At 49.1% G+C, this 19,123-nt stretch carries 21 protein-coding genes; 11 read left to right on the plus strand and 10 right to left on the minus strand.

The genetic code is table 11. From position 1 onward, the window contains the following. Positions 1-58 precede the first annotated feature (58 nt). Both JQN73_RS07535 and pxpB read right to left on the minus strand, forming a co-directional pair. The gene (locus JQN73_RS07535) at positions 59-1,051 is read right to left on the minus strand and encodes a biotin-dependent carboxyltransferase family protein (protein WP_205322470.1); all 993 of its coding nucleotides are present in this window, start codon (positions 1,049-1,051) and stop codon (positions 59-61) included. Then, entirely contained in the window at positions 1,048-1,740 is a 693-nt protein-coding gene (gene pxpB, locus JQN73_RS07540) for a 5-oxoprolinase subunit PxpB (protein ID WP_205322471.1), read from the minus strand. Before pxpB ends, JQN73_RS07535 begins: the two co-directional genes overlap by 4 nt. A gap of 415 nt (positions 1,741-2,155) precedes the next feature. Between pxpB and JQN73_RS07545 the strand changes: the two genes are divergently transcribed. Further along, positions 2,156-2,665, plus strand: coding sequence for a winged helix DNA-binding protein (locus tag JQN73_RS07545; protein ID WP_205322472.1), 510 nt, complete (start codon positions 2,156-2,158; stop codon positions 2,663-2,665). A 78-nt stretch (positions 2,666-2,743) separates the two neighbouring features. Here the strand turns inward: JQN73_RS07545 and JQN73_RS07550 are convergent, their stop codons facing one another. The 5 genes from JQN73_RS07550 to JQN73_RS07570 all read right to left on the minus strand — a co-directional run bounded on the left by JQN73_RS07550 (position 2,744) and on the right by JQN73_RS07570 (position 6,559). Continuing rightward, on the minus strand, positions 2,744-3,271 hold the full coding sequence (locus JQN73_RS07550; RefSeq protein ID WP_205322473.1) for a TlpA disulfide reductase family protein: 528 nt from the start codon (positions 3,269-3,271) through the stop codon (positions 2,744-2,746). Positions 3,272-3,626: 355 nt separating this feature from the next. Continuing rightward, positions 3,627-4,274, minus strand: a complete 648-nt coding sequence (locus JQN73_RS07555) for a BON domain-containing protein (protein WP_205322474.1) — start codon at positions 4,272-4,274, stop codon at positions 3,627-3,629. Further along, the gene (locus JQN73_RS07560; protein ID WP_205322475.1) at positions 4,267-4,863 is read right to left on the minus strand and encodes a phosphoheptose isomerase; all 597 of its coding nucleotides are present in this window, start codon (positions 4,861-4,863) and stop codon (positions 4,267-4,269) included. Before JQN73_RS07560 ends, JQN73_RS07555 begins: the two co-directional genes overlap by 8 nt. A gap of 105 nt (positions 4,864-4,968) precedes the next feature. Beyond that, entirely contained in the window at positions 4,969-5,352 is a 384-nt protein-coding gene (locus JQN73_RS07565) for a YraN family protein (RefSeq protein ID WP_240162466.1), read from the minus strand. 58 nt (positions 5,353-5,410) lie between these two features. Then, positions 5,411-6,559 (minus strand): penicillin-binding protein activator, encoded by a 1,149-nt coding sequence (locus JQN73_RS07570; RefSeq protein ID WP_205322476.1) that lies wholly within the window; start codon positions 6,557-6,559, stop codon positions 5,411-5,413. An 11-nt stretch (positions 6,560-6,570) separates the two neighbouring features. On the opposite strand from JQN73_RS07570, the gene rsmI reads away from it, so the two are divergent. Both rsmI and JQN73_RS07580 read left to right on the plus strand, forming a co-directional pair. Then, positions 6,571-7,488: a 16S rRNA (cytidine(1402)-2'-O)-methyltransferase gene (rsmI, locus tag JQN73_RS07575; RefSeq protein WP_205322477.1), complete on the plus strand. Its 918-nt coding sequence runs from the start codon at positions 6,571-6,573 to the stop codon at positions 7,486-7,488. 635 nt (positions 7,489-8,123) lie between these two features. Then, positions 8,124-10,025 carry a potassium transporter Kup gene (locus JQN73_RS07580; RefSeq protein ID WP_205322478.1) on the plus strand — a complete coding sequence of 634 codons (1,902 nt, stop codon included), beginning with the start codon at positions 8,124-8,126 and terminating at the stop codon, positions 10,023-10,025. Between the two features lie 172 nt (positions 10,026-10,197). On the opposite strand, the gene JQN73_RS07585 is transcribed toward JQN73_RS07580, so the two are convergent. Then, entirely contained in the window at positions 10,198-10,455 is a 258-nt protein-coding gene (locus JQN73_RS07585) for a DUF3567 domain-containing protein (protein ID WP_205322479.1), read from the minus strand. Between the two features lie 742 nt (positions 10,456-11,197). On the opposite strand from JQN73_RS07585, the gene JQN73_RS07590 reads away from it, so the two are divergent. The 6 genes from JQN73_RS07590 (at position 11,198) to JQN73_RS07615 (ending at position 15,461) form a co-directional block, all read left to right on the plus strand. Further along, a complete protein-coding gene (locus JQN73_RS07590) occupies positions 11,198-11,779 on the plus strand; it encodes a GNAT family N-acetyltransferase (RefSeq protein WP_205322480.1) in 582 nt (193 codons plus the stop codon). A gap of 19 nt (positions 11,780-11,798) precedes the next feature. Further along, positions 11,799-12,542, plus strand: a complete 744-nt coding sequence (locus tag JQN73_RS07595) for an iron-containing redox enzyme family protein (RefSeq protein WP_205322481.1) — start codon at positions 11,799-11,801, stop codon at positions 12,540-12,542. 7 nt (positions 12,543-12,549) lie between these two features. Further along, positions 12,550-13,623, plus strand: coding sequence for a DUF3419 family protein (locus JQN73_RS07600; RefSeq protein WP_205322482.1), 1,074 nt, complete (start codon positions 12,550-12,552; stop codon positions 13,621-13,623). 67 nt (positions 13,624-13,690) lie between these two features. Then, positions 13,691-14,095 carry an S-adenosylmethionine decarboxylase family protein gene (locus JQN73_RS07605; RefSeq protein WP_205322483.1) on the plus strand — a complete coding sequence of 135 codons (405 nt, stop codon included), beginning with the start codon at positions 13,691-13,693 and terminating at the stop codon, positions 14,093-14,095. A 2-nt stretch (positions 14,096-14,097) separates the two neighbouring features. Further along, entirely contained in the window at positions 14,098-14,790 is a 693-nt protein-coding gene (locus JQN73_RS07610; protein WP_205322484.1) for a pyridoxamine 5'-phosphate oxidase family protein, read from the plus strand. Positions 14,791-14,840: 50 nt separating this feature from the next. Then, positions 14,841-15,461, plus strand: coding sequence for a tRNA-uridine aminocarboxypropyltransferase (locus tag JQN73_RS07615; protein ID WP_205322485.1), 621 nt, complete (start codon positions 14,841-14,843; stop codon positions 15,459-15,461). Positions 15,462-15,493: 32 nt separating this feature from the next. Here the strand turns inward: JQN73_RS07615 and JQN73_RS07620 are convergent, their stop codons facing one another. Further along, positions 15,494-17,068: a YifB family Mg chelatase-like AAA ATPase gene (locus JQN73_RS07620; protein WP_205322486.1), complete on the minus strand. Its 1,575-nt coding sequence runs from the start codon at positions 17,066-17,068 to the stop codon at positions 15,494-15,496. Positions 17,069-17,126: 58 nt separating this feature from the next. After that, entirely contained in the window at positions 17,127-17,369 is a 243-nt protein-coding gene (locus JQN73_RS07625; protein ID WP_205322487.1) for an accessory factor UbiK family protein, read from the minus strand. 573 nt (positions 17,370-17,942) lie between these two features. Between JQN73_RS07625 and JQN73_RS07630 the strand changes: the two genes are divergently transcribed. Then, the gene (locus JQN73_RS07630; RefSeq protein ID WP_205322488.1) at positions 17,943-18,767 is read left to right on the plus strand and encodes a TorF family putative porin; all 825 of its coding nucleotides are present in this window, start codon (positions 17,943-17,945) and stop codon (positions 18,765-18,767) included. Between the two features lie 11 nt (positions 18,768-18,778). After that, the gene (locus tag JQN73_RS07635) at positions 18,779-19,117 is read left to right on the plus strand and encodes a P-II family nitrogen regulator (RefSeq protein ID WP_205322489.1); all 339 of its coding nucleotides are present in this window, start codon (positions 18,779-18,781) and stop codon (positions 19,115-19,117) included. The last annotated feature ends 6 nt before the right edge of the window (positions 19,118-19,123 follow it).

Genomic DNA, 19,123 nt, shown 5'->3' on the forward strand with positions numbered 1-19,123 from the left:
TGACGATTTTTCCACTCGTTTAGTAATCTTTGTCATCGCTTACTCCGTTATTTTTCCGTCATTTTTTAACCGGGTGCTGCCAAGCGATCGCCCGGTTAATTTGCTCCAGGTATAACGTTTCATTGATAAGCTCCTGGCGGGCTTGTTCGGCGTTGTACTCCACAAACTGCAGCGTCCGATTAAAGCGCAGTTGTGCAAGTTTCGAAATATCGGCCGTAATCACCACGCCGATTTTTGGATAGCCTCCGGTGGTTTGGGCATCGGCCATCAGAATAATCGGCTGGCCGGCTGGTGGTACTTGAATCACGCCGGGGAATACGCCGTGAGACAGCATATCGACGTTTTTTTTGATTTTTAATTCCGGGCCAGACAGCCGAAATCCCATCCGATTACTTTGGGGCGTAAGCGTCCATACACTGTCCCAGAAGGCACGCTGAGTAGACACGGAGAATTGCGTATATTCCGGCCCTGGAATCACCCGAAGCGGCATTGGCTGCGCACCCGGCGATTGCACATCGCGTCCATACCAATCAGGTGCACGAACACCAAAACGGGGTGCACGACCAATCGCAACGGAGGCTGGCGTCGTGGCATCCATCGTCAAGCGGTCCCCTTCCACAAGCGCACGACCACAGTGACCGCCAAACCCAGCGGACAAATCCGTCGCACGCGAACCTAATTGCATAGGCACATTAATTCCACCGGCGATGGCGACATAGGCACGCATGCCATTTCTGGCGCCATCCAATGTCAAGGTCTGGCCCGCCCGCACCGGTGCGCTCCACCACAACGCGAGGCTTTTACCGTCAAGCGTTGCGGCAAAATCAGCGCCACCGATAGCAATGCGGGTATCGACTGTAAACCGCAACGTGCATGGACCTAGTGTCATTTCCAGGGCCGCGGCGTCAATAGCATTACCGACCAGCTTATTGGCAATCGCAAGTGCGGTCTGGTCTAATGCACCCGCTTGACAGATTCCCAGATGACGAAAGCCGCTGCGCCCCCTATCTTGAACAGAATTCAGGCGTCCGGCGCGAAGGACCTCAATCATGACAGATCCCCGCTAGCCACAAAACGCACGCGGTCACCTGGTTGCAATAGCGTCGGCGGTGCCGCGCACGGATCGAATAAACGTACATCAGAATAGCCAATTAACTGCCAGCCACCCGGCGAGGCCGCGGGATAGATGGCGGTTTGGCTACCGCCGATGGCGACCGAACCGGCAGGTACGACCAATCTTGGTTCAGGGCGACGCGGTGTTGCTAATAATGGGTCCAGCCCGCCCATGTATGCAAAACCGGGTTGGAAGCCGAGGAAAAAAACAATGTAATCTGCGGCGGTATGGCGCTTGATGACTTCCGCTACCGACAACCCGGTATGCTCGGCAACGATAGTAAGATCAGGACCGCGTTCCCCTCCGTAGACCACAGGAATTTCAATTTCACGTCCGCTCTTGACGACGGCGCTGGTCTTATTCCATGCAGTTAATAATTTGTCGGCGAGATGATCCGCGTCAGCAATTAAAGGATCAAAAATGATCGTTAGATTGTTCATGCCGGGAACAACATCCAGGACATGCAGCCAACCGCCTGCTTTTACAGCGATTGCCCACAAGCGCTGCTGCGAGGCCAACGTAGCGGTACCGGCTGCGTTCCCTGCGTCCTTAATACTTAAGACGATGGCACCTTCACCCAGAAGGTGAATTTCGGCCTGACACGGGTTTGGCGCGGTCGCAGTCATTGGACAAATTTCCTTGCGCTTGCTAGCAAGCGCTACATGATGGTGAGGGATTAAGTCAAAGCCGAGTTAATCATTAGCTAAGCAAAAATAACGCCAGATGCTAGCAATATCAACCATCAAAAATAAAATGTCAATAAAATGTATATAAATAGCGGATAAATCACAATTGTATTGTTCGCGTGATACCGTTTAAAATGGTGTCGGAGAGCGCTCCAACGTCGACGATTTCACTGATATCAAGATGAAGAGACTGAAGGTCACTCTGTCACTCTTAATTGGCATGCATCGGTATATTTTTTCAGGTGACGCATTGTTTCTAAAAAGCAACAACTATCGCACTGACTCGAAGCACGTACTGGCCAAAAGTCACTTATGAACCAAGTTTTACGCCATCATGGGCGCATTAGGGCTAAGCATGGATACACCATCAAAAATACTGTCTTCGGCGCATTTGGCATCGGAGAGCACAGCAGAGTTATCAGAGCTTGAATACGCGTTAATAATTGCGGGCAATGCTTTTAATCGCTGGATGGCACGCTGCATGTCGGCTGCAGGCGTCAAAGATATGACGCCGGTTGAAGTGTCTTTGTTGCATCACGTCTGTCACCGGGAGCGCAAAAAGAAATTAGCCGATATTTGTTTTGTGTTGAATATTGAAGACACCCACATTGCCAGTTATGCGCTGAAAAAGTTGGTTAAAACAGGTTTGGTGACAAGCCAGAAGGTTGGCAAAGAGGCTTTTTTTTCGGCTACTGAGAAAGGATATGAATTAGCCCAAGCATACCGTAAAGTCCGTGAGGAATGTCTGATTCCCTTACTATCTGACACGGGGCTATCAAATCAAAGTCTGGGCGAGACCGCAAAACTGTTGCGGACGGCATCCGGGTTATACGATACGGGATCGCGCGCAGCGACCTCGCGCTGAGCCAAACGAGCATGAAAAAAGGCGCATCGGAAATTCCGTGCGCCGTCAGTAGTGGGATGCGGCGATCCGCCCGCACGATCAGGCCGCAAGTGCCTTATCGAGCAATTGATGCAATTCGGCGAAAACAGGCTCACCGACATAACGTTTGATAATATTCCCTTGTTTATCGATCACAAAGGTGGTTGGCGTCAGTTTGACGTCACCAAAGGAATTAGCAATCTTGTCATTGGTATCTAACGCTACCTGAAACGGTAAAGCGCGTGTCTTAACGAAATTCAGAACATAATTCGGTGGGTCATAACTCATGGCCACTGCTACAAAATCCAGGCCGTGGGCTTTATATTTATCGTAGGTTTCAATCATTTTGGGCATTTCGCCAACACAAGTTGTACAACTCGTGGCCCAGAAATTAACCATTACAACTTTGCCGCGCAAACTCTTGAGCGAAATTTTTTCGCCCTGTAAATTCGTGAAACTGACATCCGGTGCGGGAGTTTTATGGGAGAGCGATAACATGACGAACAAGCCTATTGAAGCGATCACGATCGCTATTCCGATCTTTATCAAGAGCGGTTTTCGTGACACGGCATCTACATGAGCTTGCATAAATTATCCAATACGGATCAGTCTGAAAGACCTTCATTATAGTCATGTGACTACCAACGCGCTGAAGTAGACGCGATGATTGGCAAGCTAACAACAAACCGTCTTCAAAAAGCAAAGAGGTTAATTCAAAGATAATCTGGCACAGCAGTTATGAATTGCAAGAAGAAAACGGGGCTAGCGCGATTGAACTCCACCCTCGTGCCCCACCTTGGTGCTCCACCCAAGTACTTTACCTAGGTGTTCCACTTAGGTAAAGCACGTAAACACCCAGCGAGAGCATTCCACGCTGACAAAACTCTGCTTAAGGCCGCATCGTTTCGCCCCGTTCCTCAGACTTACTGCCTGTTGATACTTTTCACTTCTCCTGGTTAGGTGCTGAAGACAATTGCGTTAGCTCATCTTCTGTCAGGTATTCAAACGCCTTGACGACTTTTTGCACGCCGTCGACACCAGCAGCGATTTGCGCCGCCCGATTCGCTTCACGCTCAGTGGCTCGGCCCATTAGATAAACGACACCACGCTCGGTGACGACTTTAATGGAATTACCAAAAACATCCTTTGCATCCAGCAAGGAAGCCTTAACCTTGCTCGTGATATAGGTATCGTTAGAGCGTTGTCCGAAACTCGATGGTTCTGCAACGGTCAACTCGTTCAACACCGAATGGACGCCTTCGATCGACTTTACATCCTGTTCAGCGGCAGCTTTAGCCGCTTCGTCACGCACTTCACCGGTCAATAAGACGCGGCGGTTGAAGCTGGTGACATTAATGTGATTTGGCTCTCCAACGACGCCCGGAAGCCGTGACTCGCCTTTAATTGCGATTGTTTTGTCATCGGTTTGCGCGCCTAAGGTACGCCGATCAGTCGCTGCAAATCCTCCGACCACTGCACCACCAAGCAGCAGTCCAACACAACCCTGCACACTCATCGCCACCGCACCGCATAGCGCTATTGCCATCAATGGGCGCCGCAACGCATTCCAACGACTTTGCGCACTAATCATTCACATCTCCTCCGAATAAAGCGACATCGATGCCGTCGCATAAGCAATGAATTGTCAGCAGATGCACTTCTTGTATGCGCGCGGTCCGATCATGCGGCACGCAAATATGCACATCTGCATCAGTTAATCGTTGGTTCATGGCACCTCCCCCTTTGCCAGTCAACGCCACCACACGCATATCGCGCTCAAGTGCGACATCAATGGCTGCCAAAATGTTGGCGGAATTGCCGGACGTCGTGAAGGCCAACAGTACGTCACCTGCTTGTCCAAACGCCTGCACCTGTTTGGAAAATATTTCGTTGTAGCTATAGTCGTTGGCAATCGCGGTAATAATTGAAGTGTCGGTGCTCAGCGCCATCGCTGGCAACGGCAACCGCTCACGTTCAAATCGACCGACCAGTTCAGCCGCAAAGTGTTGACTATCCGCAGCAGACCCGCCGTTACCGCAGCAAAGAATCTTGTTTCCATTTGACAACGCTGAGAACATTAGTTCAACTGCCGCAGCAATTGGTTGGACTAATTCCGCAGCAGCGTTGGTTTTGAGTTCGGCACTTTCTTGGAAATGTGCCAGGATACGTTGATTGATCATAATGGGCTGTTTATAAAAGAGTTAAGTAGAGTACCAGATTGAAAGGCGTGATTTCATTGTTAAAGTTGCGAAATCATCCCGGCAGACTTAGCCGAGAATAAAGCCTTAAGCATCAAAAGCATTTTTTATCCATTCGATGACATCGCCATCGATGGCAATAACATCAAAGCGGCAGGCTGGCGGTTGCCTGTATCGCTGCAAAAAATGCTGTGCGGCGATGATCAGGCGGCGTTGTTTACTGATAGTGACGCTAGCTGCTGCCCCGCCGTGTCGATTGTCAGCACGCTGCCTGACTTCCACAAATACGAGCGAAGCGACACCATCGCGCATAATCAAATCAATTTCCCCGCCCTTACAACTAAAATTCCGCTCAATCAACGTGAATTGACGTTGCTGCAAGTAGTCCAGTGCCGCATCTTCTCCAAGTTGACCACTAATCTGACGTGCGCTGCGCCGCTCAGGCTGTAACATCTTTTTAAAAAAATTCATGCGTTCGGTCCTGGCCTCTTTTTACCTGATCTTCACCTGATATTCACACGGTTTCCACCTAATGATCCTCAAGCGGCACCACGCGACCATCCTGATACGCGGCCGTTGGTTCGGTCCGCTCGAAAACCGGAGTCCCGACGCCGAAACCTACATTCAATTTTCCTGTAGCGCCATTGATCTGGAAAGCGAAATTTTGTGCCGCTACCTGACGGGTGACGTTGTAGGCGTCAATCCCCAGCGCATAAAGCCTTTCCAGATCCGCATTGCGTGCGGCGCCATTACTAACAGCCTGCCGCGGATAAGTTCTCATGGCAGGATTATCCGGCGTCAACAACCACGGAATATCCAGTAATCGCACGCCGTTCAGGTCCGCCAGCCGGTTGCTTTCGTTTTCACCAAAGGAATTTAACTGAGAAATTCCGTACATTGTTATTTCAGGACCCACTGCGGTGCGCACTTGCGAGGCCTGATCGGCGGTCAATGCGACGAATATCGCCCTTGGATTTTCCGCTTGAATACGTTGAATTAGCTGGTCCAGCGCACCTGGATTTGCGACACCACGTGTCATGCTGACGGTCATCACTTCCGGCACCAGACCAGCGCTGGTTGCCTGCTTTACGAAGGCGCTGACAACCCGACGTTGCCAACTGACAGGAGTGGCAATCACAAACACCTTGCCCGGACCTTGCTCGTTACTGATCCAATCCGCGACCTGACGCGCTTCAGCCTCAATCGACAAACCAATTGGTAGCAGCAAGGATGGCAAACCGGCCTCTTCGGTCGCTGACAAATCCGGCTGGGTCAAAGCGATAGTCGGCTTGGTAATCTGACCGTTTTGAACAATTGCAGTCATCCCCGTCCGTGACAACGGGCCGACCAAAATATCATATTGCGGACTCGCTGCCAGGTAAGCGGAGAGCATATCCGCAGGCGTATCCGGTGCTTCGATAACGGTAACGGCCAGCCCACTTTTATTGCGTTCATAAGCCGCGAGAAAGCCATTGCGCAATGCATCCGCGGCGCTGCCAAGCGGGCCCGCATGGGTCGGCAGCAGCAAGGCAACGCTGGCTATCGGGATATGGTTCGGACCGATATCATTGGCGACCGGCTCCACAACTGTTGTGTTTGCCAGCGCAGCGGGGCACAATCCGTGCATCAAGATTCCCGCGAAGACCAGCACCAACGGCTTTGCCCATTTGTATAACATTGATAACTCCCATGACTGAACACTCTGCTAGCAACCTTCTTACCTTACCGATTCTTTCGGAGGTCGGTCTGCAAACATATCCGCTGTCGACATTATATGTGCTTGCCACCCCAATCGGAAATGTCTGCGATATAAGTCTGCGCGCGCTCCACGTCTTATCGCTGGTTGATGCCGTCGCCTGTGAAGACACCCGCAATACAGCGCATCTGCTGCATCGCTACGGGATTTCCAAGCCGCTCCTCGCTGCTCATCAACACAATGAGCATGAGGCCGCGGAAAAGATAGTTGCCAGATTGCAAGCCGGAGAGCGCATCGCGTTGGTGTCAGATGCAGGAACGCCTGGGGTCTCCGATCCCGGGGCGCGAATAGTCGACGCCGTTCTCAAAGCCGGGTTGCGCGCCCTGCCCTTGCCAGGCCCATCGGCAGCGATCACCGCGCTCTCCGTGAGCGGCCTCTTGAACGATCAATTCCACTTCGTAGGCTTCTTACCGAGCAAAGCGCGCCAACGTGAAACGATATTAGCTAGCCTGGCGAATGTCCCCGCAACGCTGGTTCTATATGAAGCGCCGCATCGGATCGTCGAAACCGTGGACGCTTTGGTAAGCGCATACGGTCCGACCCGGCAAATCGTTATAGCGCGCGAGTTGACCAAACTGTTCGAGACCGTCCATCGCTGCCTGTTAGGTGACGCGCCAGAATGGCTGGCAGCAGATGCCATGCGGCAAAAAGGTGAATTTGTCATTTTGATCGAATCATCACCAGCGGCGACCGACGATGGTGCCGAAGGCGACAGAATATTAAAAATCCTGCTGGCAGAACTCTCGGTCAAACAAGCTGCTTCACTCGCAGCTCAGATAAGCAGCCAAAAGAAAAACGCTTTATATGACCGTGCATTGGTATTGAAAGCCTTGCAAGACGCCGAAAATTGATGTTTTGGTACGGCCGGTGAGGTACGGCCGGTGAGGTACGGCCGGTGAGGTACGGCCAGTGAGGCATGACCGATAAGCGTACTGACGTGATCTTCTACGGCTCGGGAATTCCAACCGGTGAAGGGGTTCTGCAGCATCAAAAACAACACCCGGGTTTGTTTCACATGAATCAAATAATTTTCTGCCGGAACAACCTCACCTTTACAGTCGTTTTCGCACGGGTGTGGCCCTATTAATGGCTGGCTCTTAAATGTATATTTTCATATATTGGCAAGGGGCAAGGGTCTTATACTATGATTGATTTAGTAACTATTCGTTGAAAAATGCATAAAAGGGATCGTTCTTGCTGTTGAATCCTCCGCGAGACTCATTTATTGTAATGACTTTGAGCTTGGTAACTCTCCGGAAACTGCTCGTTTAGTCATCTGACAATTAAATAAGCGATGTATTTTTGCAACGTTAAAACCCGCTACTGGCTGGTATCCGGGTTCAGGGGTAAAATCCGGCAAATTGTGCAGTGCGTCACAGTATATTTAAGACATCATTTGTAATGCCAAAACCGACACAAGCGTAAATAGTTCGCAAGGCACGTTGAAGAATCTGCTTTATGCGGCGCCATAGATAAGAAAGAAACCATGAGCAATACGCAAGGTCGCAGTAAAACACCTTTTACCTCAGCACGATTACATGTAATTACTCTCGGCGCCCTAGGTGTTGTGTTCGGTGATATCGGCACAAGTCCTCTGTATGCTCTGAAAGAAAGTTTTAGTCCGGACCACGGCATTCCCTTTTCGTCCAACGCCGTAATGGGGATCATCTCCATGCTGTTTTGGGCAATTATGATCGTCGTAACGCTCAAGTACATTTACTTAGTGATGCGGGCCGACAATAACGGCGAGGGCGGTGTGTTAGCGCTGATGGCGCTCGCTTTACGCACTGCCAAAAATGGCTCGCCCTGGGCCAAATGGCTCATGATGCTCGGCGTGTTCGGGGCGTGTATGTTTTACGGAGACGTGGTAATTACCCCAGCAATTTCGGTGTTGTCAGCCGTTGAGGGTCTCGGCATCGCGGCCCCACAATTGTCGCATTACATTATTCCCCTGACCGTTGCGATCATCATTGTCCTTTTCCTGATCCAGCGCCACGGCACTTCCATCGTGGGTAAGCTATTTGGTCCCGTGATGCTGGTCTGGTTTATTTCGCTAGGTTTGCTTGGCATTTATAACATTCTGAAAGCGCCGGAAATACTTGCAGCGGTCAATCCGTACTACGCTTTCCACTTTATGGTGCAGCATGCGCAGCTAGCCTTTGTGGTGCTCGGCTCCGTCGTACTGGTGCTCACCGGTGTAGAAGCGCTGTATGCCGATATGGGACATTTCGGTGTAAGGCCGATCCGCTTTGCATGGCTATACACCGTCATGCCTTGTCTCTTGCTCTGCTATTTCGGTCAAGGGGCCAACTTAATTGTGAACCCTTCATCGGTATCAAACCCGTTCTACTTAATGGTCCCGGACGCATTGCTATTGCCGATGGTGATCCTGTCCACTTTTGCGACGGTGATTGCCTCGCAGGCGGTTATTTCAGGCGCCTTCTCGTTGACAAGTCAGGCCATTCTGCTGGGGTTCGTGCCTCGCATGCGTATTCTGCACACGTCAGAAGATGAGCGCGGCCAGATTTACGTGCCCGTCATTAACTGGATGTTAATGATATTGGTGGTCGCGGTGGTACTCGCGTTTCAGAAGTCCGATAATCTGGCCGCAGCGTATGGTGTTGCTGTCACCGCAACAATGCTGATTACCACGATGCTGTTAGCAGTAGTGATGCGCACGCTATGGAAATGGCATCCTCTGGCGGTGGCACTGATCATCGGCGCAATCTTTATCGTCGATTTTGGCTTCTTTGCCGCCAATTTGATGAAAATTCCCGACGGTGGCTGGTTCACGATTCTACTCGGCGCGATCACTTTTTTCCTCCTGATTACCTGGTACTCGGGCCGCATGCTTTTACGTGAGCGCAGTCAGGATGAAGGTATTCCGCTGGAGCCGTTCATCGAAGGCCTGCTGGCCCATCCGCCGCATCGGGTCGATGGCACTGCGGTCTTCCTGACCGGCAACATAGCGACCGTACCGGTGGCGATGCTGCACAATCTGAAGCACAACCGGATATTGCACAAACGGGTCTTTTTCTTAAAAATCAGCATCTGGGATATTCCGTTTGTGGACGACGATAAACGATTGACGCTGAAAGAAATGGGCGGCGAGGTGTATCTACTGCGCGCAGCCTTCGGATTCAAGGAAGCCCCGGACGTCAACACGGTCATGAACCTGACGAATATCCAGTTTGGGCACGAGTTTGACTTAATGGATACATCGTTCTTCCTGGCACGCGATACGATCGTCCCGAGCAAATTACCCGGTATGTGGTTGTGGCGCGAGAAGTTGTTCGCCTGGATGTATGCCAACGGCGCTAAACCTTCCGACTTCTTCCATATCCCTATTAATCGGGTAGTGGAATTAGGAACTAAGGTCGAAATCTAATATTCAGCATCATTTATCTGCCCGGTCCCTGAGCAATCAACCCGTAGCAGATGGGACATAAGAAAAAAAATGGGAGCCAGAGGCTCCCATTTTTTTATGGATATTTATTGTCCTGCAGTAAGTCATTTAGTGAATCGCTAATCAACCGCATTCAGCCATACACCGCAAAACTTTATTGCAACGTTACCGGCTGACTCATTAGCGAATCATAATTGCCAAGGAACGCATCTATATCTTCAATGGTAGGCTCGGAAGCAATGAGCTCTTCAACGCCCTGACGAAAGAATTCTGCCAAAGCCCCTGCGATGAAAATTTCCCGTTTAAATGATTTATCAACAATTTCATAGCCGCCAAAGCGTAATGCTTCCCGTTGCTCGTCTACCCCAAATTCGACGACGCTGTATTGGTCACTGTTGTAGATCAGGTTCATATGCGCTCCCTGTAAAGTTAGACAGAAGGTGATGATCGATAAGCAGTTTTCAAGCCAGCTCGCTTAAATATTTTGGTGCACTCCTTCGAATCAGAGTCAGACTAAAATCAAAACATCTCGTTTATATACTACGCCATAGCGCGTTTTTGTCACGCTTTTAATGCAAAACGTTAACGTCAATTGAAACCAAATGTGACGATGCGCCTTTTTGCGGGTAGAGTCCTGTTGTTTTTTTTGAGAGATGAACAACAGAGTTACTATTTTAGCAAAAATCTCATCGAGAAATCGCCAGGCTAACTAAGCGATAAAAGTCAGGCTTCCGCATCACGAGGAACGCCCCCCGTTATTTTCCAAACTAAGGAAATTACCTAACTTAAGGCCCAAGCTCCTAAATTCCCCTAAAGCAAGGTTAATATTACTTCAGCTTCCGCTTTAAACTCATGCGAGTATTTCTGAAAAAACACCCCTCGATTAACGGAAAACAGCGATCTCTTTAACCACCGAGAAAGAAATGAAAATCTTAGCAAATTCGATCAATCGGCAGCAGCAATTGTTTCGATGCTCCTTTGCGCTGCAAATCACGCCAACAGTCGAGTACAAGAACAGAGATGCGCGATGTATGGCCTAACTGTTATGGCAACGCAGAACTGTGCCGCATCCGCTATTTAACCGAATCCTTATGCGAACTAATCAAAGTTTCAGCATGGGTAAATAACCAGAATTTTCGGAGTTCGTTAAGGCTATGTTAAATGAGACCAATGAAGTGATCGTGAAATCAGCAAATTTTACGCAGGCCCCGATCGCAGAAATACTCTCGTTCCGCAAAAAGCAATATCGGAACCGCCGACTTGATTATTTGTGTGAAATTGGAACCGTTGAAGAGGAGAACGAATCCCGCGTCGACCAACGAAGCCATCACTTCTGGGCTGAGTACAATTTTGAAATTATCGGCAGTCTGCGCACGACACCGCATCCGTTCGAGCTCACGGCGCTGGCCGCAGCTTTTAGCGAACTTGCGACCGCCTATCAAAGCCATCTTGAGTTTAGCCGATTTGTAGTACGAGCCGACACACAAAATCCAATACTATCCAAAAAGCTGCTTGAAAACGCTTTTTTATATGCTAGACAACAGTACTTAGGGGTAATTGCGGTGTGTCGTACTCCGCAAAGACGTCTTTTTGAAAGATTTGGATTGCGCGCCATTCATCAGACCGCCATCACATTACCAAAGCGCAATAATGGAGATTATTGGATATTAGAAGGAAATTGCGATGAGGTTACTCGCTTCGTTTTAAACCGCGATGCTTCCAAAAACCATCTGTAAATACTTAAAAGGCGAACGAATGCATACCGATGAAAACCTACTGGATTTTGATAGTTTTTTTCAGCAACTGGAAAATAAAGCAGGTACAGTGTGGAACGAAATTTTGGGCAAATCGCAATTGATACAGGCGATTGAAAAAGGCAAAATCACCAAAGCCATGTATGCAATCTACATGATTGAGACCTACCACTATACCAGTCATAACGCGCGAAATCAGGTAATGGCTGGCACAAGAAATGACTGCAGCGATGTTTATACAAAATTTTGTTACCAACATGCGGCGGAAGAAGTTGGTCACGAGAAATTGGCTTTACACGACCTAGCGAGCATAGGATTGTGCGATATTAAGAATGCGGCTTTATCGTTACAGCGACCTCTTCTGGAAACCGAAAGTCTTATTGCATATTTGTATTGGATTTCGTTGACTGGAAATCCCTTACAACGCTTGGGGTACAGTTACTGGGCAGAGAGCTGCTATACCTATATCAATCCGATGGTTACAAAATTGCGGAGTGCGCTTGGCCTTGAGCGATCGCAAATGACCTTCTTTATTGCTCATTCTGATATCGACACCCAGCATTTTGAAGACGTGAAAAATGTCATCCGACGCACCTGCAAATCGCAAGATGATTTGAATAGCATTGCTTACGTGATGGAGGTTACTTTACGAATGACCGGGAAAATGCTTGACGCGGTATATGGTGACTATGAAAACCTCATGGCGGGAAAGTCATCCCGCAGCTCATTTCTGAGTCATCTTTAGAGCTCAGATGGCAAGTTATTTCAAAAATTTGAATTACACAATGGGAGATGAAGATGCGAGCCCCGAGATGCATTTTTTACCCAATGGCAGCAAACATGTGATGGCAGTTGCCGACTGTGGCAGTCGCATAATCCCGCTGTTGGCGAAATATCCCGAGCGTCTCACTTGCGTCGACATTAATTCAGAACAGCTCGCTGTATGTGAAATGCGAATCGCACTGCTGCGTCACTGTGACCTCAAAAATTATAGGAGGTTTCTGGGTTATGAAAACAGCATGTGCAGCCTACAGCGCAAGAAAATCTTTTCCCAGCTTGATATTTCAATGGAGCGCAAATCCCTTCTTGAGGAGATGTTTAACAATATCGAATGGGGAGCAATGCTCTACTATGGAAAATTCGAAAAAATGCTTAAAACATTATCCAATCTGATACGTCTAACGGTTGGCGTTGGCGCTATCGGTATTTTTTCAACCAGAAATATGGATGAGCAAATTTCCTACTACCGCAAACAATTTCCACATCGACGGTGGGCGATAGCCCTCGCCTTATTAGCAAATTCCACTGCCTTAAATTCGCTATTGTACAAAGGTGACTATCCCAAAAAAAATATCCCCGGTACTTATTTCTCCATTTATAAAAATATTTTTCATCGCTTGTTTATGGAACAACCAGTGAAGGAAAGTTTCTTTTTGCAAATGATTCTTCTTGGAAGAATCGTATATCCAGAAGGGGATTTGATCGAGTGTTCCCCTAAAGTGTTTAGTCAGGCACAGCAAGGGGTGCGTCACTGCAAAGTAGATTTCGTCCATAGGGATATTTTTGACTCAGTGAGCAACGCAAAAAATGTAGATTTTGTTTCTATGTCAGATGTACCTTCATTCATACACTTAACTTCACATCACGAGTATTTAGAACGTATTAAACCTGGACTTGCGCAGGGGGCACTTGTTGCGGTGCGATCTCACGTGCGCGTAATCCGACCCAACACCGACGGCTTTCGTGACGTTAGCGCAAGATATCTTGAACTGACCAAGAACGAGGCAACCCGACTCTGGTCGTTCCATTTATACCAACGTCAGTAAGCACATTTCACTATGCCGCGTTGCCAGACAGCTTAGAGTCATTCAATTTTCTGTGGGGATAAATAATATGGAAGATACTGGTTATCACTATATTTTTGATTTTAAATTACATTCGAACCAAATTCTGAGTTCCCCCGTCGATCTTAATAGAATTTTCCTTGATGTATTGCGTGATTTCAAAGTGTTGAAATATGACTTTTTTAAATTCAGCGGCGGTGGTGAAGGCGTCACCGGCTTCTATTTGCTGTCAGAGTCACATTGCTCGTACCATACATATCCCGAAAGCAATTACATAGCGGTCGACATATTCACCTGTGGCCGAGATCCCGGGAATACGGGATCCGAACTAAGTAAAAGACTAGGGGCGCTAACATATTCCTCGCATTTCATCAAACGTGGTTCCCAAGCAATCACTTATACCGTTCCTACGTCCAGTTCGGAACCGTACGATGACAAAGCGGAGATTTTGTAGTCATGGAAAATTCGGAAACACCCTATCCAGTACGAAAAAAATATCGGATAAAACGTATAGCTAAACGTGCTCATTACGATAAAGCCGACGTCAACGCAATTATCGACGCCAGTTATTTGTGTCATATTTCTTTCACCCAGAATAACCAGCCAAGCGCAATTCCAATGGCATGCTGGCGCGACGGCCTGTATATATATTTTCATTCCGCTAATAAAGGACGGCTGAGTAATCAGTTAGTAGGTAATAGCGTCTGTATTTCAATCGCATTGTTCGATGGACTCGTACTTGGACATAGCGCCTTTAACCACTCTTACAATTACCGCTCAGTCGTTATCCACGGGCAGGTTGAAGAAGTGGCCGACGAGCCCGACAAGGAAGCCGCAATGCGCACCTTTATGGAGCATATTTTACCCGGACGCTGGTCAGACATCAGGCCTGTAAGTCAGAAAGAGCTGCGGGCGATTACGGTGATGCGGGTTAAATTAGAGCAGGTCGCAGGAAAAATTCGGGACGAATTTCCCGATGACGAAACCGATACGCCGAACTGGCCAACCTGGATCGGAGTCATCCCCTCAATAACGAAATTTCATGCGGCAGATGCCGATCCGAGTCGCAACAAAGTAGGCGCACCTCCCAGCTATATTGTCGAATACACTGGCATCGACGGACGACTCAGACCAAACAAAAAAAAATGAAAGGGGTTATCCTTAGCGCCTTGCCTTAATGCGAAGTACTCCGCGATAACATGTCGTCTAACAATACCCCTCCCCGAGCGCGATGCAATCGCTGCGTCCGTCCACTCGTCAGTTGTCTTTGCGAATTAATTCCGCTGCTCGACAGCCGCACGCGCATTTTGTTGCTGCAACATCCGAGCGAAACAGACCACGCCTTAAACACAGCGCGGCTGGCGGCATTGGGGTTAGTGAATGCGGAGTTATTGATCGGCGAAAAATTTCCCTCTTTGTCGCAATCCTTAACGCAACCGGGGTATCAAGCCTGTCTGTTATTTCCGGGGGAAGCCGCTCAGCCGGTGCATCAACATTTGAATCATGCTGAAACCACGCCTTTGTTGCTTGTGGTATTGGACGGCACGTGGCGCAAAGCGCGCAAGCTGCTGCACGTTAATCCGTTATTAGCGGCATTGCCTCGCGTCGTCCTTCCTGCAGGTTTACAGTCGCGTTATCGCGTGCGAAAAACACCCGCGCCCGGCATGGTATCGACGTTGGAAGCGATTGTTTGTGCGCTGAATTTACTGGAGGCACCGCGTAATTTTGAGGCGCTGCTGCTTCCTTTTGAGGTGCTCATTGATCAACAAATTGCGGCAATGGGTGAGCAAACCTACTTGCGCAACTATCATCCCGACTAGTTTAGCTTTCCCTGCACACATCCCCAACAATGTTACTTCTCCCGTAGCGCTCGACGATACTGAATCGCTTCCGCTACGTGCGCTTGCGCGATGTTTTCACAGGTGGCCAGATCAGCAATTGTGCGGGCAATCTTTAATACACGATGATAGCCGCGTGCGGACCAGTTGAGGCGCGTCATGGCAGTTTGCAATAACTTTTCACCGGCGGAATCTGCCTTGCAGAACGTATCAATATCGTTAGTCGAGAGCGCGTTATTTCCCTTCCCTTGTCGGGCCATTTGTATCGCATGCGCTTGCGCAACACGGTCCGCAATCTGGCGCGAGGGTTCGCCGTCGGCCTGCTTTTTTAACTCATCGTGCTGCAATGATCCAACCTGAATCTGCATATCAATACGGTCCAGCAGCGGACCGGAAATTTTATCCTGATACCGCGCAATATTATCTGGTGTGCAGCGGCATTTGTTGGAAACATGTCCGAGATAGCCGCAGGGACAAGGGTTCATTGCCGCTATGAGTTGGAAGCAGGCGGGAAAATCTGCCTGGCGTGCCGCACGGGAAATGGTAATTCGACCGGACTCCAGGGGCTCGCGCAAGACCTCTAAAACCCGTCGGTCGAACTCTGGAAGTTCATCTAGAAACAACACACCCCGATGCGCTAACGAAATCTCGCCGGGACGTGGAGTACCACCGCCGCCAACCAGCGCGACGCCAGAAGCCGTGTGATGCGGTGCCCGATAGGGGCGAACCTTCCAGCTACTGCTGGAAAAGCCGCTGGTCAAAGACTGCACTGCTGCAGATTCTAATGCTTCCTGATCTGTCATCGGTGGCAATATTCCGGCGAAACGCGTTGCCAGCATTGATTTTCCGGTACCGGGCGGGCCGATTAGCAGGGCGCTGTGACCACCGGCGGCTGCCACCTCAAGTGCGCGCTTGGCTTGCAGCTGACCTTTGACGTCGCTGAAGTCGAGATAGCGCGGCGGTTGTACCTGCGGCGCAGCGATATGACGAGTCAAACGCCCTTCCGCATCTTTGGCGGAGAAGTGCGCACATACGTGCAATAACGAGTCAGCAGGAAAAATCGCAGCATCGGTGACCAGGGCAGCCTCATCCGCATTTTGGCGAGGCAAGATAAATGCGCGCTGTTGCGGTTGCGATTGCTCTAAATCGCCAACGTTAGCGTGTTTGGTGTAGTTAGTGTGGTTGAGCCTTGCGTTGCTGGTCATCGCAAACGTCATCGCCAACGCGCCGCGAATGGGGCGTAGTTCACCAGAGAGCGACAGCTCGCCGGCGAACTCGTACTGATCCAGTTGATCGGCAGGCATTTGACCGGAGGCCGCCAAAATGCCTAAGGCAATCGGCAAATCGAATCGACCTGATTCTTTTGGTAAATCGGCCGGTGCAAGATTAACGGTGATTCTGCGCGACGGAAATTCAAAACAGGCGTTTTGCAGTGCTGCCCTTACCCTATCTTTTGATTCCTTGACTTCGGTTTCCGGCAAACCAACGATCGTAAAAGAAGGCAGCCCGTTTGCAAGATGGACCTCAACTGTCACTTCCGGCGCCTGCATACCTGCAAGCGCCCGACTTTTTAATACTGCTAACGTCATCGGTGCGGCCGATTTGGTCGCTTACGCCAATTTTGTAAAAAGAAAGTTGCGTGCAAAATCATGGCCGCTTTAATTGTGCTTCAAGCTCGGTGACACGTAATTCAAGCAACTCTAATTTTGCGCGCGTCGTTGCCAGCACTTGCGCCTGCACATCAAATTCTTCGCGGGTGACGAGGTCAAGCTTGGAAAAGCCGCTGCTCAGCATTGCCTTGACGTTTTTTTCAACGTCTTTCGCTGGCGAATTTTCTATCGCCTTATTAACCTTGGACTGCATATCTTCAAAAAACGTGGGCTTGCTCATGGCGCTGCTCCTATTAAATGCGATCAATACTAAAAATACATACTCGGAATAAAAAAATGATACCTCATCTAACCATGCTCAATAGCAAGACGAGGCCACATATTAAGGTAAATGCCTAGATTTGAATTAGACATTACTGGTCGCCTTTTCTGAACTAATCAGGTTCACTCGCGCCGTGGCGCGATGTCCCTGTCATGCAATTTTGGAAAGTTGTTGTGATAACGAAATTAAATTATCTTCCGTCAACTCATTTCCATCCCCTTCGAACCCCGTTATCGGCTTCGCTGCTGCATTAAGGAAATGAGATAGAGCCACGGACCGTGAAAACTATTATTTTGCTCACCATATAAGTGCAATACTGCAAAAATGCACTTTGACAGTGCGCTTTTCAGTGTTTCCCTTATGAAATTCGATGCTCCCCAGCGTAACGATGCTGTATATCAATCAAAAATTGCGCCATAGATGCCTCTAAATCAAGATGATATGTAGTTGGCATGAGTCCTGCTAGTACAACCCTGAAACAAGTTGCTGTCTATCAAAAATTTTAATGCATTTAAACTTAGGGACGAATAAATGAACAAGCTGACTCATAAGCTAATACTCGCCGCAGCAGTCGCGACAACCATGGTAACTGGCTTTGCCTACGCCGACGACGCACCTGTTGTTGCTGCAGCACCCGCCGCCCCCGCTGCGGAGCCGGTTCCGGATAATCAAGTAGCTTATAACATTGGCTTGGTAAACGACTATCGTTTCCGCGGTATTTCACAAAGCCGCTTTGATGCAGCAGTACAGGGTGGCGTGGATTACACCAACAACCCGACTGGCCTCTACGCCGGAACATGGTTATCCAACATTAAATGGATCAAAGATTCAGTCAACTCCGGCGGCAAATCTAACGGCAAAGGCAATGTCGAATGGGATCTGTATGCAGGTAAGCGCGGCGATCTTCCATTTGGATTTACTTATGACGTCGGCGGTTTGTATTATTACTATCCAGGCAACAACTTGAGCTTGGTTGCTAAGAATGCAAATACGTTCGAGCTATACGGTCAAGTTGGCTACGGCCCTGGCTATTTCAAATACTCACAAGCGCTGACCAATGCTTTCGGAGCACCAAACAGCAAAAACAGCGGTTATTACGACCTTGGTGCCAATTTTGATGTCGGCTCAGGCGTTACTTTGGGTTTGCATTATGGACACCAGACAATCACGAACGGTAGTTTTTACAGCTACACCGACTGGAAAGTTGGCGTAACAAAAACCTTCGACAGCTTATATGGCGTTACTCTTGGTGCAGCTTTTGTCGGTTCCGATGCCAAAAACGGCGCTTACAGCAGCCCTAACGGCAAAAATCTTGGCAAAAACGGCTTGGTCTTCTCTCTCGCAAAAACTTTCTAAACGAGGTCAACATGAAACTGATCACTGCGATTATCAAACCATTCAAACTGGATGAAGTACGTGAAGCGTTGTCCGCTATCGGCGTTCAAGGCATCACCGTCACAGAAGTAAAAGGTTTTGGACGTCAGAAAGGCCATACCGAGCTGTACCGCGGTGCGGAATATGTCGTTGATTTTTTGCCAAAAACAAAAATCGAAGCGGCTGTCGATGACAGCATCCTTGACCGCGCGGTAGAAGCGATCGAACTGGCGGCACGTACCGGCAAAATCGGTGACGGCAAGATCTTCGTTCTCGATTTGCAAGAAGTTATTCGTATTCGTACCGGTGAAACCGGCAAAGATGCAATCTAAGGGGAC

Source organism: Glaciimonas sp. PAMC28666 (assembly GCF_016917355.1).
Classification (GTDB): Bacteria; Pseudomonadota; Gammaproteobacteria; order Burkholderiales; family Burkholderiaceae_D; genus Glaciimonas.

What these genes read in the sequence shown, in the direction of transcription:
- JQN73_RS07610 (WP_205322484.1), top strand. Translation starts at nt 14,098, where the DNA reads ATGGAAAATTCGGAAACACCCTATCCAGTACGAAAAAAATATCGGATA.
- JQN73_RS07535 (WP_205322470.1), bottom strand. Translation starts at nt 1,051, where the DNA reads ATGATTGAGGTCCTTCGCGCCGGACGCCTGAATTCTGTTCAAGATAGG.
- rsmI (WP_205322477.1), top strand. Translation starts at nt 6,571, where the DNA reads ATGACTGAACACTCTGCTAGCAACCTTCTTACCTTACCGATTCTTTCG.
- JQN73_RS07635 (WP_205322489.1), top strand. Translation starts at nt 18,779, where the DNA reads ATGAAACTGATCACTGCGATTATCAAACCATTCAAACTGGATGAAGTA.
- JQN73_RS07560 (WP_205322475.1), bottom strand. Translation starts at nt 4,863, where the DNA reads ATGATCAATCAACGTATCCTGGCACATTTCCAAGAAAGTGCCGAACTC.
- JQN73_RS07590 (WP_205322480.1), top strand. Translation starts at nt 11,198, where the DNA reads ATGTTAAATGAGACCAATGAAGTGATCGTGAAATCAGCAAATTTTACG.
- JQN73_RS07605 (WP_205322483.1), top strand. Translation starts at nt 13,691, where the DNA reads ATGGAAGATACTGGTTATCACTATATTTTTGATTTTAAATTACATTCG.
- JQN73_RS07595 (WP_205322481.1), top strand. Translation starts at nt 11,799, where the DNA reads ATGCATACCGATGAAAACCTACTGGATTTTGATAGTTTTTTTCAGCAA.
- JQN73_RS07625 (WP_205322487.1), bottom strand. Translation starts at nt 17,369, where the DNA reads ATGAGCAAGCCCACGTTTTTTGAAGATATGCAGTCCAAGGTTAATAAG.
- JQN73_RS07615 (WP_205322485.1), top strand. Translation starts at nt 14,841, where the DNA reads ATGTCGTCTAACAATACCCCTCCCCGAGCGCGATGCAATCGCTGCGTC.
- JQN73_RS07580 (WP_205322478.1), top strand. Translation starts at nt 8,124, where the DNA reads ATGAGCAATACGCAAGGTCGCAGTAAAACACCTTTTACCTCAGCACGA.
- JQN73_RS07545 (WP_205322472.1), top strand. Translation starts at nt 2,156, where the DNA reads ATGGATACACCATCAAAAATACTGTCTTCGGCGCATTTGGCATCGGAG.
- JQN73_RS07565 (WP_240162466.1), bottom strand. Translation starts at nt 5,352, where the DNA reads ATGAATTTTTTTAAAAAGATGTTACAGCCTGAGCGGCGCAGCGCACGT.
- JQN73_RS07585 (WP_205322479.1), bottom strand. Translation starts at nt 10,455, where the DNA reads ATGAACCTGATCTACAACAGTGACCAATACAGCGTCGTCGAATTTGGG.
- JQN73_RS07620 (WP_205322486.1), bottom strand. Translation starts at nt 17,068, where the DNA reads ATGACGTTAGCAGTATTAAAAAGTCGGGCGCTTGCAGGTATGCAGGCG.
- JQN73_RS07570 (WP_205322476.1), bottom strand. Translation starts at nt 6,559, where the DNA reads ATGTTATACAAATGGGCAAAGCCGTTGGTGCTGGTCTTCGCGGGAATC.
- JQN73_RS07550 (WP_205322473.1), bottom strand. Translation starts at nt 3,271, where the DNA reads ATGCAAGCTCATGTAGATGCCGTGTCACGAAAACCGCTCTTGATAAAG.
- JQN73_RS07555 (WP_205322474.1), bottom strand. Translation starts at nt 4,274, where the DNA reads ATGATTAGTGCGCAAAGTCGTTGGAATGCGTTGCGGCGCCCATTGATG.
- JQN73_RS07630 (WP_205322488.1), top strand. Translation starts at nt 17,943, where the DNA reads ATGAACAAGCTGACTCATAAGCTAATACTCGCCGCAGCAGTCGCGACA.
- pxpB (WP_205322471.1), bottom strand. Translation starts at nt 1,740, where the DNA reads ATGACTGCGACCGCGCCAAACCCGTGTCAGGCCGAAATTCACCTTCTG.
- JQN73_RS07600 (WP_205322482.1), top strand. Translation starts at nt 12,550, where the DNA reads ATGGCAAGTTATTTCAAAAATTTGAATTACACAATGGGAGATGAAGAT.